Raw genomic sequence first — 13,948 nt, 5'->3', positions numbered from 1 at the left:
CAGGGGGCGCTGGGGTCTCGGCAGCGTTCGTGCCGCTGACGGGCGCATGAACCGATCGGTCGGCCGGTGGCGCCGTGATTTCCGCCGGCGCGCCCTCATCGCTGCGCGACCCGCAGACCATGCGTGCCAGAGGATGATGAGGTCGGCGCGAGCTTGGACGAGGCGCGGCTGGCGGAAGGGCGTCTAATGGTACTTCTGGTCCTTGGGCTCGTTCTGAGGAGGTGAGGAGACCGATGCTGAGCGCCATGATCGCGTTCGCGGTCGCTTCTCTGCTGGTGTCCATGATTCCCGGGCCCACCACCGTGGTGATCCTGCGGCAGTCCATCCGCGCGGGCCGGTCGGCGGGCGTGGCGACCGTGCTGGGCAACGAGACCGGCTGGCTGGTGTGGTGCCTGGCGGCCGCCTTCGGCTTGTCGGCGCTGCTGCTGGTCTCCGAGATCGCTTTCGACATCATGCGGATCGTCGGCGCGATCGTGCTGGTCTGGTTCGGCGCAAGGATGCTGTGGCAAGCGTGGCGCAGCGCCCGGAGTGGTCCATTCGATGATCCGGCCGTGTCGTCGCCCGCCGCGCCCTCATGGTGGAAGTGCTATCGGTCGGGGCTGTTGACCAATCTGGCCAATCCGAAGGCCGGCGTGTTCGCGCTGTCCTTCCTGCCGCAGTTCGTGCCGGAGGGGGCTCCGGCGCTGCCGATGCTGCTGCTCCTGGCGGTGGCTTCGGCCCTCATCGACCTGGCCTGGTATTTGGGCATCGTTCGATTGGTGGGCAAGGCCGAGCGCTTCTTGAGGCGGCCCGCCGTACGCCGCAATGTGGAATACGTGTCGGGAACCCTGCTGATCGGTCTCGCCGTCCGCCTCGCTCTGACGAGCAAGCCCTGAATGGGCAGAGGTTTGGCGTGACCCCGTCCGTGCTGGTCTGGTCGCGTCCGTAGCCGTGTGAGCCGGATGCCGTCGGCGAGCTGCCGGGTGAACGCCTCGCCGCGCCGGTCGGGGGGTGCCTGCTCGACCTCGTCGAACAGGTCCCTGATCAGCGTGTGCTGGGCCGGTAGCAGGTCGATGGCGTCCGTCTCGTCCGTCAGGTCCTCCTTCGGATACGCGCGTCACAAGAGGCGATGACGAGCCCGGAGATTGGACCGGGAAGCCTCGGGTAGGGCTGGCGGGCGGTCGCAACGCCGGCACATATCTCCATCAACGAGGAGCGCAGGCACATGACCTTCAACCCATTGCGGGAGCGGGGCATCCCCCTGGACAAGCAGCTGCGCAACTGGCGCGAGCTGAACGTCACCCCGATCGATCCCGACCACGCGGACCCGTACACGCGGTGCCGGATCATCGCGATGAACGGGATCGAGGTGGAGGCGATCATGTTCAGCCACCAGCTCGCCCGTCACTGCCCGGACCTGGAGCTCAAACAGCAGCTCGCGCGGGTACGGTACATCGAGGCGCAGCAGCAGAAGGTGGTCAACTGGCTGCTGCCCGGCGTGTCGTCGGTGCTGGAGACGACGATCGCGTACGAGCAGGTCGCCGTGGACCTGACCGCCTGGGTGGCCCGCATGGAGCCGGACTCCTACCTCAAGCAGGCCTACCAGTTCGGCGTGCTGGAGGACTTCGACCACCTCTACCGGTACGCCAACCTGTACGAGATGATCGAGCACCGCAAGGCGGAGAAGATCGTCGACGGCCTCACCGAGGTCATGCCCGGGCGTCCGACGTACCTGCATCATCGCGACCCCGTCGACAACGTGCGCGAGCCGTACGACAAGAGCGCCGCCGCGCCCATCTCCAAGCTGCACGCCCTGACGATCATGGCGGCCGAGCAGCAGACCATGAACTTCTACATGAACGTCGGCCCCACCTCCATGGAGCCGATCGCGCGCCGGCTCTACCAGGAGATCGGCCTCATCGAGGAGGAGCACGTCACCCACTACGAATCCCTCGTCGACCCGGGGGAGAGCTGGTGGGAGATGCTGCTCAACCACGAGTACAACGAGTGCTACCTGTACCACTCGTTCATGGAGACCGAGTCGGACCCCAAGGTGAAGAACATCTGGGAGCTGCACCTCAACATGGAGCTGGAGCACCTGCGGCTGGCCGCCGAGCTGTTCAAGAAGCACGACGGCCGCGACCCCGAGCAGGTCTGCGCGCCCGAGCTGCCCGTGCCTGTCACCTTCGAGCCGAACAAGGCATACCTGCGCGAGCTGATCGCCACCCAGATCGACTACACCACCCTGGGCACCGGGTACGTGCAGGAGGCCCACGAACGCTTCGAGAAGATGCAGGAAGCGTTGATGGGCGGCGAACCGGCACCCTCCGAGCAGATCATCAACGACAACCGGGCCAAGTCCGGCCACGAATACCGGCTGCAGACCGAGGGCGAGCACCCGATCCACAGTCTGGCGGCCAAACGCTGACCCTCCGGCCTCCGCACAGGTGGGGCGGGCACAACAGCGTTGGTGCCGCAGCGTTCGGTCGTACGGACAAGATCGACGACCCGCAGGGCCACGTGTCCGGCTCCGTGCTGGGCGGCATCGACCCACCGGTCGTGCTGTCAGGCGGAGGCTCCCAGGGCGAGGGCGGCGATGACCGGTACGAGGTAGAGCATCGGGTAGGCGACGGTCGCGTAGGAGCGTGCGCGAAGCACGGTGATGACGGCCCCGGTGAAGTACAGGACCAGGCCGATTCCGGCCAGGATGCCGATCACGGGCACGAGCAGGCCGGCCAGCAGGCCCGCCGCCCCCGCGGCCTTGGCGGCGCCGAGCCAGGGCCACCAGGAGCTCGGGACACCGTACGAGGTCAGCGGCTCGACGACCCACGCGGCGCGAGTGAGGATGGCGTAGGCGGAGAAGGCCACCCAGGCGGCGGCGAGAACGGTGACGATGACGTGAAGCATGTGGGGCTCCTGTGCGGCGTGATCAGTGAGTCTGTCACTGCCTTGACCCGGCGTCGCGCGGTGATGTGACCGCCCAAGAATGTGACGTGCGTCACAGGCGAGGAACCCGGCGGTGTCGAGCAGGCGAGTCCGGTGAACCGGGCGCGTTGCGTGGCGGCCAGACAGGCTTCGACGATCTTTCGGCGGACGCGGCCAGGTGCCCAGAAGGGCTCAGCGGCTCATGTGGCCGGTCACCGGCCTCACCGAGTGATCGAGTGATCGCGGCGACCACCCGGTGAGCGTGTGAATTCGCCCTGAGGCTGAGGGGAGGAGGCAGAAAGACGGTTCTGCTCTGCGCGAAGGGAGCAGAATTTGAACGCGCCGTCTACCTATGGTGAGGCATGGCCTCCTCCATCCTGCCGCTACGTCCAGCGATCGATCGGACCGCCCCCAAGCCGTCTCCGGCTCGCGAGCCGCTGTGGCGGCACGTACTCGGTGAGTGCCTGAGAGGTCTTCGCCATGAGCGGGGCGAGAAGTTGAGCGAGACGGCAGGTCGCGCCGGCGTCTCGCCGCAATATCTCTCCGAGATGGAACGAGGCGTCAAAGAGCCGTCGAGCGAAATGATCGCCGCGGTGGCCGGCGCGCTGGATGTGACCCTGGTCGATCTGACCCTTGCCGTTGCCGAGAGCTTGCGGTCTGCCCAGCACAGCGCGTCGAGAGGCGCTACCTGCTCGGCGGCCTATGCTCTGGCCGCATAGTGCGGCTTGGCGGGGTTGTCCGCGGGCCTATGAATGCTCCTCGATGATCTGATCGAGGAGCCCATACTCCAAGGCTGCGGTAGCGGTGAACACACGATCGTGATCGGTGTCGGCGCGCAGGGTCTCGATCGTCTGGCCGGTGTGCCGTGACAGGATGCGCTCGATGTCCGCCCGGACACGTACGACCTCGTCGGCCTGCAAGATGAGATCAGGGATCGTTCCGCGCCCCGAAGCGGCCGGTTGGTGCAGGATCACTCGTGCGTGGGGGAGAGCGGCGCGTTTTCCATCGGCACCCGCGGCGAGAAGGACGGCTCCCACCGCGACGGCCTGTCCCACACAGGTTGTCGAAACCCGCGGGCGGATATGGCGCATGGTGTCGTATATCGCGAGCATGGCGCTCGGATCTCCGCCTTCGCAGTTGATATAGAACTGTATTTCGGCGTCGGGGTTGTCCGACTCCAGAAAAATCAACTGCGCGATGAGAGCGTTCGCGACGCCCGCGTCGATCGCGGTGCCCAGATAGATGATTCGCTCGGTGAGCAAGTGTGAGTAGACATCCATGATCCGCTCGCCACGAGGATTCTGGGCGATGACGTTCGGGATCGTATACGTGCTCACTGGCCGACTCCTTCGGTGACGCTGAATCCAGGCCTTGGCCGATTTTGTGGTGCGATTTCGTCGAAGTTCTGCACGATCGCATCGATGAAGCCGTAGTCCAGGGCCTCTTGCGCCGTGTACCAGCGATCGTGCAGAGAATCCTCAAAAATGCGCTCGACGGGCTGGCCCGTGTCCTCGGAGATAAGACCGAGCACTGTGTCGCGAGTGTGCCGAAGGTCGCCGGCCTGCAGTTCGATGTCGACTGCGGTGCCACCGATGCCCGCCGAGCCCTGGTGCATCAGGACGCGTGAGTGCGGCAGGGCGCGGCGCTTTCCTCGGGCCCCCGATGACAGCAGGAATTGCCCGGCGCTGTAGGCGATGCCCAGCACGAGGGTCGATACGTCACAGGGAATAAGCCGAATGATGTCGCGGATCGCCAGCATCGAGGGCACCGAGCCGCCGGGGGAGTGAATCCACAAGGCGATATCGGCCGACGCGTCCTGCGTGGCGAGCGCCATCAGTTGCGTGGCCAGCATCGTCCCATTGTCGTCATCGAGAGGGCCGTCGAGAACGAGAACGCGCCGTTCGTAGAGTTCGCGCCTCGCCCGCGGGTCGAACAGTGGAAGTTTCGATTCTTCGCTCATGCGTCCATCATGTGAGGCGCGCCGGACCGGAATCGACACGATCTGCCTGGGGCAGATCTGCTCTGAGCAGAGCGAACTCCTGAGTAGGGACAACTTGGTGCGTGCCGGTGGCGGCCGGAATCGGATGCCGTCAGGGACCTTGTGGGATGCCGCGCCGCGGAGGCTGGATTTCGCCCGATCACGAGCGCTGATCGCTTGGACTCGAATGTGATCCCCGCTGGGCGTTCTCTCCCTCAAGAGTGCTCACCCCGGCCGAGGAGCGCACCCGTACCCACTCCGGCCGTTTCAAGGGTCACTTCGTGCGCTACGGGCAGGCCAAGGCGCTGCTGGAGAGGGCTGTCGATCGGTCACTGGGACTACGAGTGCGGCGGCGACGTGGGGGCGGCCGTCAAGACGCTCGCCGGCCGGCAGGCGAGCTGGGGCATGCGGGTCGCCTCCGACCCTCAGCAGGACGACTGGGGCACGGCGGCCGGGCACGACGGCTACTGGCAGTCGTACGGGTTCGGCGAACTGAGTGAGACCGCTCGCATGCGGCGTGACGCCCTGGCCCGGCTACTGCTTCGGCTGAAGATCGCCGACCGGGTGGAGCTGACCGACCGGTTCCTGCGCGTACGGGGGCAAAGGCGTACCTATCGGATCCATCTGGGGTCGGGCAACATCCTGATGGAGCCGCATCGTCCCGGCCGCTCCACCTCATCGGTGTTCCTGCCGTTCGAGGAGGACGGTGGAATGTTGTCGGTCATCTTGTCGAAGGCGTTCCTGCCGGCGGACGACACCGAAATCAGTGATCCCAGCATCACCCGCCAGCTCGTCGCAGGATGTGCTCCTTGACGGGGGTCGTCGTGCCACATACGGCTCTGCGCTGGGAGCATTCGCCACCGTCGGATCCGTATACGGTCAGCAGCCCACTCTCTGGCTGCTCAGCGCGATGTCGTCGATCCACACGTCGTAGCCGGCGGGGGTCGGGTTCGCCTGGTAGAGCTGCCAGCCCAGCTTGATCGTGTCGAACCGCGGAAAGACGAAGTCCACCGGGTTGCCGCCGTGCTCCCGGGTCGACACGGTGAGCTCTGGCTTGGCCACCCCGTCGAACCACAACGAGATCCGGTTGTCGGCGGCATCCATGTGCCATTCCACGCATGTCCAGGTCCCGGCGACGGAGGGCGCGGTGGGCCGCCAGTTCGTCCAGTCCCCGGTGGGGCCGCCGTCCGCGCCGACGCCCCAGTACGCGGCTCCCCCGTGGGGCGGCGGGGCGTACTGGCCGCCGAGCGGGCGGACGATCTCGGGCCCGTCGCCGGTCGCCTCGACCAGCGTGTAGTGCGCCCAGTCAGGAGCGGTCGGGAACGCGCCGGCCCGTAACCGTACGCGCCCGTAGAAGCTGTTGCCCGGCGCGGCGAAGTCGTCCACCTTCAGAAACGCGCGGCCGTTGCCCTCGGTGTGCACACGCAGCACCTTCTGTCCCCGCCGCCCGCCGCGCTCGACGGTGAGCGTGCCGTGCTTGGTGTCGATTCCCCAGCGCAGACTGCCGGCGCCGCCGACGGGCATGGCCTGGAAGTCCTCGCAGAACAGCAGGTTCGCCTTCGCACACGTACGCGCGTCCGCCTGAGCCGAGGTGGAGGGGGCCGCCGTCAGCGGCACCAACAGGAAGAACACAACGGCGCGGGCCGGCCATGTACGCACGACGACTCCCTTGGACGCGGATGTGGACGAGCGGGAGTAAGGTACGCCATCCGACGTCCAGGGGAGGGTGCGCGGCGACAGCCGCCGATAACGGCGCTGGTAGAGGGGCTGCGGCCAGGGAAACTTTCAGTGAGGAGGTCTATCAGAAGGTTTCGCGGTAGGCGGTCGGGAGGGTGGGGCGCCGGACAAGGCTGTAAGCCGGAGCCGATCAGCATGGTCCATCGTGGCCGACCACGCGGTTCGATGTCCTTGGACAGCAAGGCCTCAGCCTGCGGCACGAAACCCAGTTTCCGAGTGGACAGGGCAGAAGTCCAGGTACCGTCGCCATCCGCGGCTTCGAGGAGAACCTCCCGGATGCCCAAAAGCGAAGGTCTGCCAACCAAGCTACGGGGCCTGGGTCGACGAACGCCGCTAGCACCACCAGCGGCGGCTACAGAATCGCGACTCGCCCCCGTTGCCGACGTGTACGTCGATATCCGTGCTGCCGGTGCTGTTGCTGGTGGACGGCTCGTAGTTGTAGCCGATCACGAGTTTGATTTTCTGGCCGAGCTTCAGTGGCTTCCCAGCCTTCGGAGACTGGCTTATCACCAGGTGCTTCCCGGCGGGCACATTCTTGCTCTCCCGTGAGGTGCTATCGGTGACGGCCGCCTCGATGGGTTCGAAGAAGCGTTCCGCCTTCTCCTCCGACCAGCCCACCACTTTCGGCATCTTCCGGTGCTTGTCGTACCAGGCCCGCTCTTCGCCGGTCGTCCATGCCACCGACAGCTCGCCGTGTGCGTCCATCACGGTGCCGGGCTTGGGAGACATCCGGAAGATGAGGCAATCGGTCTTGTCATCGCAGGAGTTGACGACGCCGATGCCCTGATCGTCCAGGCTGATATCCATCGACTGGGCGAGGTTCTGGGCCTCGGTGAGGGTTTTGCCCACCAGATCGGGCAGGCCGGCCTCCCGTGCGGTCTCGGCCGCAGCGGCGGCTTTCTCGGAGTCGCTTTCGTAGCCGAACAACTGCATACAACCGCCCGCGACAGCCAAGATCGCGAAGAGCGTCAGACAGCCGGCGCCTTTCGAGTTACCTGCCATGTAGGGTGCTCACGAGCTGGGGCGGAACGATCCCCTGGACGTGCCAACGTAACACTTCCATCACCCGAGTAACGGCTGACAACGGCAATCCCCCTCCTTGCGCCAGTCGAGTCGCCTTCATATTTTGCGGGCCTCACCTAAGCGGGACATCACAAAGGTCCGCTGAAGCGATATGCGTCATTCGACGCACTGAGGCGCGCATGGGTTTACACAATGCTCATTTCTCACAAGACCTCCTCGGCAAGCTGCTGAGTGATCCAGGTGAGGACGGCCGGACGCGGGACGGTCGACGGCGATCCTGTCCTCGCACCAGAAGCCCGGGCCCGTCAACTACCTGGCGGATCTGCGCAGCCAACTCCGGATGGGTGGGCACGTGGCTGATCGACGCTGCTGGACCTACCGGCGCCCCGAGGGCGGTCATTCTGACCTGCCGGATCGGGAGGTTGTCCCGCTGCTGTCGCGGATCGGACCATCGCCGATGGTGGTGGCCCCGCAGCTCCAGCTGCTGATAGGCCGAACGCGCGTCGAGCCGCGCCCGGTCGTTTGCCCTGCTGGCCAAGGTCGCCCGGAGGTGCGTACGCGGAGACGTGGCGCAGGATGACGATCCTCCTTCCGCGCTGCCGGGCTCGGGCGAGAGCCGTCGGCCGTCAACATCGAGGTGGCGATGCCCGCGGTGGATGTCGCCGCAGCGAGTGCGGTTGCAGGAGGGTACGCCTGGCTTCAGGTAATGACATGTCACTGCGGTCCGGCACCGAACGAATTCGCATATTCAGGGCGACCGTAAAAGGCCGGACGAAGACGTGTCTCATACGTCGCCAAAGCGAAATGTCCCTCCCTCTTGGCTGCGTGAAAGATACTCTCTAGCGTGCGGATCGGGCGGCCGGTGGTGAGGGAGACTGCGTGCTGGACCAGCAGAACCATCAAGGCAAGTTCGCTGAAGATTACGTGAGGGTGCTTGCTTCGGCTGCGGGCCTTCTCGTCTATCAGGACGATCTCGACTATGACGGCATCGACCTGGGCTTTCGATACCCAGGAAGAACGGGATATATTTCCTCGCCCGCCATCGAGGTACAGGTCAAGTCGTGGTCGGCGCCGCTGTGTAAGGGCCCGGACCTGCAGTTTCGCGGACTGAACGAGGTGCAGTACAACAAGCTCGTCGCCGGTCCGTTTCTCGTCCCGCGCTACTTGTTCCTCGTCGTGGTCCCCTCGGAAAGCGACCGTTATGCGCGCGTGGAGACCGAGGGGCTGACGTTGAGCCGGCTCTGCTACTACCGCGGGTTCGAGGGGGAGCAACCCATCGCCTCACCGAGTACCAAACGGCATGTCCCTATCCACGTACCGTTGGGGAACGTTCTCACGGTTCGTGCGTTACGCGAGCTCGTCGGGGCACCTACGGGGTCACTCGCGTGATGATGAGGAGTGTGTCGGTTTCGGACGTCAGCAGCTATCTGGCCGCTACCGGGTGGGTTCGCCAGCCAGAGGGCTGGAGAGGTGCGGCTGTCTGGGTGCATGACGGTGATCACGAGATCCTGGTGCCTGGGGCGGACGATCTGGCCGATGGGCCGCGGCGGCTCAGAGAGATCTTTTCGCTGCTGGCGCGGGTGGAGGGTCGCTCTGCTGAGGACATTGCGTCCGACATCAGCTCGCCCATGGCCGATGTCCAGTGGTACCGCGCACCCATCGCCCCCATGAATGGGCAGTTCGGGTTGGCCGATGCGGTCACAGCTCTCAACAGCGCGCAAGCCGCCTTGAGCGCGGCGGCGCGTGCCGCTCTGAGCGGGCCTCGGCCGGTGTTCGATGGCACAGCACCCAAGGAAGTGCGTGATCTGCTCGCGCGCGTATGGATCGGGCCAATCGTGCCGTCCGCAGACCTCCTCACCGTACGCGTCCCGTTACAAGAGGAAGATCCCGGCGTCCCTCCGTTGGCGCGTCGCACCTTAGCCCTGCTCCAACGCGCCACGCTGCTCCTGCGCGAAGCCAGCGCGGAGGTACACAGAACCGGCGACATCAGCGTCTTCGATGGCATGGTCCGGGACGGTGTGTCGGCCGACTTGTGCGTCGCACTCGCCCGATTCGCCGGCCCCGACCCCGGAACCCGTTTCGAGGTCGGTTTCCGCTGGGCCCGCGCATTGCCCTCCGAGATACCCGCGCAGACAGTGGTCTTCGAGGCTGAGAGCGGAACGTTGCTGCGTCGCGTCGCCCATAGGCTTCGGCGTCTCCACCGCGAAGGCGCTTCAGTTACCGGACTCATCGGCACGCTCTTCGACAACGGGGGCGAGGACCGGTTCCGCGTTCACGTACGTGGCCAGGTGTCGATCGGTGATGGCGAGCCGCGCGGCTCCATATGGGTGCGCCTGCCCGACGAGGCGGCTTATGACGCAGCCGTCGACGCGCATCGAAACCGATACCTCGTGCGTGCTGCCGGCACGCTCATGGACGTCAACGGCCGTCGTGAACTCATAGCGACCAGCTTCAGCAAAGTTGTGGACGATCGATCCGAGGAGAGCTGACCATGGAGAACACCGCCTTCGGAACCCGGGAGCGGGCCTTGCTCCTGGGCCTGATGACGCTCGGCGGGACGGCGTCCAACCCGGAGCTTCGAGCCCACGTAGGTGACGCACTCGACGGTGAGCCGCGCCGTCGTGTGAACAAGCGTGCTCTCGTGACGAGCGAGAAGCTGGGCAGGTCCTATCACCACACGCTCACCGAGGAGGGCTGGGCCTGGTGCGTGACAGAGTTGGAAGGCTCGGCTCCGGACCGGGGAGGATCGCTCGGCCGCACCCTGTACGGTGTCCTGCGCGTGATCAAGGGATACCTCGACGCGGCTGACCTGAGCCTGGCCGAGTTCGTCGTCAAAGCCCGCGAAGGCGAGACCGCGGTCTCGGGCGATCTGACCAAGGCGATCCGCGACGCCTACTGGCATCTGGCTCGTGAACCGCAGGACTGGGTGCTCTTGACAGATCTGAGAGCACAGCTGGAAGACGCTCCCCGCGAGGAGGTGGACGAGGCGCTGCGACAACTGGAACAGTTGCCGGACGTTCATCTTGTACCGGAAGCGGACCAGAAGATCCTGACCGATGAGGACAGGCACGCGGCCGTCCTCATAGGCGGTGTGAGGAAGCACCTGCTGGCGATCGAGGCGCGATGAATGAGAACGAGGAACAGGCACTACGCGCCATCTCCAGAGTCCTCAACTGGGCGACAACGGCCGAGCACGCCTGGAACCCGCCTCCCTTCCACGTCGACGGCATGCATCCACGGGCGGAGCAACTGATCCTCGACGGCATCGACGAGGCGTCCGTCGCATCCCGGACCAGCCCGCTCGGCGTCGTGATCCAGGGTGAAGGAGGCGCCGGCAAGACCCACCTCCTCGGCTGGGTAAGGAGCAAGATCGCGCAGGCCGGCGGCTACTTCTTTCTCGTGGATTTCAGCGCGGGAGACGACTTCTGGCATCGGACCACGAGTGCCATGGTTGAGGACCTGGGCCGTTCGGTCGCAGGCCCGGACACTCCGAGCCAGGCGATGGTGGCCCTCCTCGCCCTGGCCACCCTCGCGGGAGCCGATGACCAGATCAGGGCAGCGATCGAGAGTGAAGGGGGCATCACCCGCAGCGACCTCGATGCTCTGGTGAATGGTCTGGTTGCCAGGAACCGGCAGTTGCTGCGGTGCCGCGACACCATCCGGGCGCTCGCTCTCTATGCCGCCGCCTCGGGCCCGGCCCTCGACGTCGCCCACGATCACCTGATGTCGACCGAGGAAGCCGAGGAGGGCGATCGCAAAGCCTGGGGAATGAGCCGAGGAGCCAAGAAGCCGCACGACATCGCGGTCGAGCTGTCGATGATCCTCGCGCTGACCGGCCCAAGCGTCATCGCGGTAGATCAGATCGATGCACTCCTCGAGCACTCCCGCTTGGCCACCGCCTCCGACTCGGCCGCGCTGCCGCCCGATTCCGAACCGCGGAAAGATGTGATCGACGAGATCGCGAGCGGTCTCATGGCCTTGGTGCACTCTACTCAGAGAACGCTCTGTTTGGTGGCTTGCCTGCCCTCGTCGTGGAATCTGATCAAGAATCGGGCCATCGGAACGGCACAGGACAGGTTCCGGCCAGCCCTGATCCTCACCACGATCGCGAGCGCGGACATCGCCCGCGTCTTGGTCGAGCGAAGGTTCGCCGTGGCGTTCGCACACGCGGATTTCGCCGCGCCCAGCCCTGCATGGCCCATCGCCCCTACCGCGTTCGCCACAGCACCTGGTCACACACCCAGGACACTGCTACGGCTCATCAGCACACACGTTGCGACATGCCGAGCGGAAGGCGACGTACGTTCGCTGGAACGTTTCGATCGAGAAGAATCAGTTCCCGCCGTGATACCTCTCGTCGATATCCCTCCTACCCTGCCGGAGGCGAACCTGGCCCGGCTTGATGCGCGCTTCGCGGAATTGCGCCGGCGGGCTGACGCATCGAGTGCGTTCGATGCGGAACAGGAAGACGAACTCGCGCCTCCCTTGCTCGCTGCGGGTCTCGACGTCTGGATCAAGGAGCAGGACAAAGCGGGCGAAGCCTTCTCCGTCGATCCGCCGCCGGGCCGCCGTCCCAGTCTGCACGCGAGGCTGCGGCAGGCACTGGATCCCGATTCCGAGGAACAGCGGCACTGGACGTTCCGGATGATCGGCGCGCCGCACCACATCGCGGCACTGAAACGGCTCAATGACGGCATCACAGCGTCCGGCCTGGGCCCAGAGACGCCCGACCGCTGTTTCGTCGTGCTACGCAATCTCGCCTGGTCGGATGGGCCGGCCACGCAAGCTCGCCTGACACAGCTCAAGGAGTGGGGCGGGCAATCACTAACCGTCCGGGGTGACGACCTACGTGTCTTCGAGGCGTTGCGCCAAATGGCAGCCGATGAGGACCCGGATTTCGAGAACTGGCTGCGTGCTCGCCGCCCGGCCAGTGGCACCGAGTTGTTCACCAGCTTGCTCGGCACGCTGACGCTCAGCGATCCATCGCCGCCGCGTCAGCCATCGACCGCAGGATCCGAACGGCCGGTAAGTGACCTCCCGGAATCCGCAGGCGGCCGTACCGCGGTCATCCCGGTCGGCGGGCGCCTGGACACCGGCACCGATCTCGAACTGAAGCTGAGCACTCTCACCCGCCACACGGCCGTGTTCGCCGGCTCCGGCTCCGGGAAGACCGTGTTCCTGCGGCGGCTCATCGAGGAGTGCGCGCTGCACGGGGTGTCGTCGATTGTGCTCGACTCTAACAACGACCTCGCCCGGCTGGGCGATCCCTGGCCCAGCCCGCCTCCTGGCTGGAGCGACGAGGACGCCGACAAGGCGGCTCGCTACTTCGCCGAAACCGAGGTCGTGATCTGGACTCCGGGACGTTCTCGTGGGCGCCCGCTGTCCTTCCAGCCGCTTCCCGATTTCGCGCCTGTGCTCGATGACCGTGACGAGCTGGACTCCGCACTCGGCCTGGCCGTCGAAGCGCTCGCTCCTCGGGCTAACGTGGATGGGGCAAGTGCCAAAGCGCGCAAGGGAAAAGCCATCCTCCGCCAGGCGCTCGATTACTTCGCCCGTTCGGGCGGCGGCGACTTCGCCGCGTTTCTCGGCCTGCTTGCCGCTTTGCCGCTGGAAGTCAGTCAGATCGACCGCGCGGATCAGATCGCCGACGAGCTGGGACAGCTCCTCACCGCCGCGACGATCAACGACCCGCTTTTCGCGGGCCGTGGTGAGCCGGCGAACCCCGAGCAGTTGCTCAGTCCATCCACGGGCAAGCGGGCGCGTGTCTCCGTCATCAGCTTCATCGGTCTCAGCGATGAGGCGAGACCCGGATTCGTCAGCCAGCTTCAGATGGCCCTCTTCTCCTGGATCAAGCGGAATCCGGCCCGCGGCCGTTCCCTCAATGGCCTATACGTGATGGACGAGGCGCAGGCGCTCGTACCGGCAACACCCAAGACCGAAGCGCTGGCCAGCACGCTGACACTGGCCTCACAGGCGCGTAAGTACGGCCTCGGCCTTGTTTTCGCAACCCAGACACCGCGCGGGCTGCACAACCACATCGCGGGGAACGCCACTACGCAGTTCATCGGGAGAATCAACAGTCCCACGCAGATCGAGGTGGTCAAGGGGCTGGCGCGAGCCCGCGGAGGCCGCGCCGACCGAGTTGGACGGCTGGAGACCGGGCAGTTTTATGCGGCGAGCGAAGGCATATCCGAGGTGCTCATCCGGGCACGACAGTGCCTGAGCCATCATCCCGCCGATCCACTCACCGAACAGGAGATCATCGAGCGGGCATCCCGTTGATGTCGCACTCGATCGCGTGACGAT

General features: G+C 65.8%; 13 protein-coding genes. 8 read left to right on the top strand and 5 right to left on the bottom strand.

Annotated elements, in window-relative coordinates; all coding sequences use genetic code 11:
- Positions 1-233 precede the first annotated feature (233 nt).
- Positions 234-875 carry a LysE family translocator gene (locus tag C4V41_RS24795; protein WP_103958298.1) on the top strand — a complete coding sequence of 214 codons (642 nt, stop codon included), beginning with the start codon at positions 234-236 and terminating at the stop codon, positions 873-875.
- A 329-nt stretch (positions 876-1,204) separates the two neighbouring features.
- Positions 1,205-2,407 (top strand): hypothetical protein, encoded by a 1,203-nt coding sequence (locus C4V41_RS24785; RefSeq protein WP_103958297.1) that lies wholly within the window; start codon positions 1,205-1,207, stop codon positions 2,405-2,407.
- A 137-nt stretch (positions 2,408-2,544) separates the two neighbouring features.
- Here the strand turns inward: C4V41_RS24785 and C4V41_RS24780 are convergent, their stop codons facing one another.
- On the bottom strand, positions 2,545-2,886 hold the full coding sequence (locus C4V41_RS24780) for a DoxX family protein (protein WP_103958296.1): 342 nt from the start codon (positions 2,884-2,886) through the stop codon (positions 2,545-2,547).
- 380 nt (positions 2,887-3,266) lie between these two features.
- On the opposite strand from C4V41_RS24780, the gene C4V41_RS24775 reads away from it, so the two are divergent.
- On the top strand, positions 3,267-3,623 hold the full coding sequence (locus C4V41_RS24775; RefSeq protein WP_103958295.1) for a helix-turn-helix domain-containing protein: 357 nt from the start codon (positions 3,267-3,269) through the stop codon (positions 3,621-3,623).
- 27 nt (positions 3,624-3,650) lie between these two features.
- Here the strand turns inward: C4V41_RS24775 and C4V41_RS24770 are convergent, their stop codons facing one another.
- Entirely contained in the window at positions 3,651-4,241 is a 591-nt protein-coding gene (locus C4V41_RS24770; protein WP_103958294.1) for a ClpP family protease, read from the bottom strand.
- Positions 4,238-4,864 (bottom strand): ClpP family protease, encoded by a 627-nt coding sequence (locus C4V41_RS24765; RefSeq protein WP_103958293.1) that lies wholly within the window; start codon positions 4,862-4,864, stop codon positions 4,238-4,240. Before C4V41_RS24765 ends, C4V41_RS24770 begins: the two co-directional genes overlap by 4 nt.
- 375 nt (positions 4,865-5,239) lie before the next feature.
- Here C4V41_RS24765 and C4V41_RS24760 point away from each other — a divergent pair, with 375 nt between their 5' ends.
- Positions 5,240-5,695 carry a DUF7737 domain-containing protein gene (locus C4V41_RS24760; protein ID WP_103958292.1) on the top strand — a complete coding sequence of 152 codons (456 nt, stop codon included), beginning with the start codon at positions 5,240-5,242 and terminating at the stop codon, positions 5,693-5,695.
- A gap of 66 nt (positions 5,696-5,761) precedes the next feature.
- On the opposite strand, the gene C4V41_RS24755 is transcribed toward C4V41_RS24760, so the two are convergent.
- Positions 5,762-6,541: a hypothetical protein gene (locus C4V41_RS24755; protein ID WP_103958291.1), complete on the bottom strand. Its 780-nt coding sequence runs from the start codon at positions 6,539-6,541 to the stop codon at positions 5,762-5,764.
- 411 nt (positions 6,542-6,952) lie between these two features.
- The gene (locus C4V41_RS24750) at positions 6,953-7,621 is read right to left on the bottom strand and encodes a PASTA domain-containing protein (RefSeq protein WP_103958290.1); all 669 of its coding nucleotides are present in this window, start codon (positions 7,619-7,621) and stop codon (positions 6,953-6,955) included.
- 900 nt (positions 7,622-8,521) lie between these two features.
- Between C4V41_RS24750 and C4V41_RS24745 the strand changes: the two genes are divergently transcribed.
- The 4 genes from C4V41_RS24745 to C4V41_RS24730 are packed head-to-tail and all read left to right on the top strand — an operon-like array spanning position 8,522 to position 13,924.
- Positions 8,522-9,031 carry a DUF4365 domain-containing protein gene (locus C4V41_RS24745; protein WP_103958289.1) on the top strand — a complete coding sequence of 170 codons (510 nt, stop codon included), beginning with the start codon at positions 8,522-8,524 and terminating at the stop codon, positions 9,029-9,031.
- Positions 9,032-9,033: 2 nt separating this feature from the next.
- Positions 9,034-10,131, top strand: coding sequence for a hypothetical protein (locus C4V41_RS24740; protein ID WP_103958288.1), 1,098 nt, complete (start codon positions 9,034-9,036; stop codon positions 10,129-10,131).
- A 2-nt stretch (positions 10,132-10,133) separates the two neighbouring features.
- The gene (locus C4V41_RS24735) at positions 10,134-10,769 is read left to right on the top strand and encodes a hypothetical protein (protein ID WP_103958287.1); all 636 of its coding nucleotides are present in this window, start codon (positions 10,134-10,136) and stop codon (positions 10,767-10,769) included.
- Complete coding sequence (locus C4V41_RS24730) at positions 10,766-13,924, top strand: ATP-binding protein (protein ID WP_103958286.1); 3,159 nt, start codon at positions 10,766-10,768, stop codon at positions 13,922-13,924. Before C4V41_RS24735 ends, C4V41_RS24730 begins: the two co-directional genes overlap by 4 nt.
- The last annotated feature ends 24 nt before the right edge of the window (positions 13,925-13,948 follow it).

It is taken from the genome of Nonomuraea solani, from assembly GCF_900108335.1.
Lineage (GTDB): Bacteria > Actinomycetota > Actinomycetes > Streptosporangiales > Streptosporangiaceae > Nonomuraea > Nonomuraea solani.
Note: the sequence above shows the minus strand (reverse complement) of the source record. Positions and strands in the feature narration are given on the sequence as shown.

What these genes read in the sequence shown, in the direction of transcription:
- C4V41_RS24795 (WP_103958298.1), top strand. Translation starts at nt 234, where the DNA reads ATGCTGAGCGCCATGATCGCGTTCGCGGTCGCTTCTCTGCTGGTGTCC.
- C4V41_RS24785 (WP_103958297.1), top strand. Translation starts at nt 1,205, where the DNA reads ATGACCTTCAACCCATTGCGGGAGCGGGGCATCCCCCTGGACAAGCAG.
- C4V41_RS24780 (WP_103958296.1), bottom strand. Translation starts at nt 2,886, where the DNA reads ATGCTTCACGTCATCGTCACCGTTCTCGCCGCCGCCTGGGTGGCCTTC.
- C4V41_RS24775 (WP_103958295.1), top strand. Translation starts at nt 3,267, where the DNA reads ATGGCCTCCTCCATCCTGCCGCTACGTCCAGCGATCGATCGGACCGCC.
- C4V41_RS24765 (WP_103958293.1), bottom strand. Translation starts at nt 4,864, where the DNA reads ATGAGCGAAGAATCGAAACTTCCACTGTTCGACCCGCGGGCGAGGCGC.
- C4V41_RS24750 (WP_103958290.1), bottom strand. Translation starts at nt 7,621, where the DNA reads ATGGCAGGTAACTCGAAAGGCGCCGGCTGTCTGACGCTCTTCGCGATC.
- C4V41_RS24740 (WP_103958288.1), top strand. Translation starts at nt 9,034, where the DNA reads ATGAGGAGTGTGTCGGTTTCGGACGTCAGCAGCTATCTGGCCGCTACC.
- C4V41_RS24735 (WP_103958287.1), top strand. Translation starts at nt 10,134, where the DNA reads ATGGAGAACACCGCCTTCGGAACCCGGGAGCGGGCCTTGCTCCTGGGC.
- C4V41_RS24730 (WP_103958286.1), top strand. Translation starts at nt 10,766, where the DNA reads ATGAATGAGAACGAGGAACAGGCACTACGCGCCATCTCCAGAGTCCTC.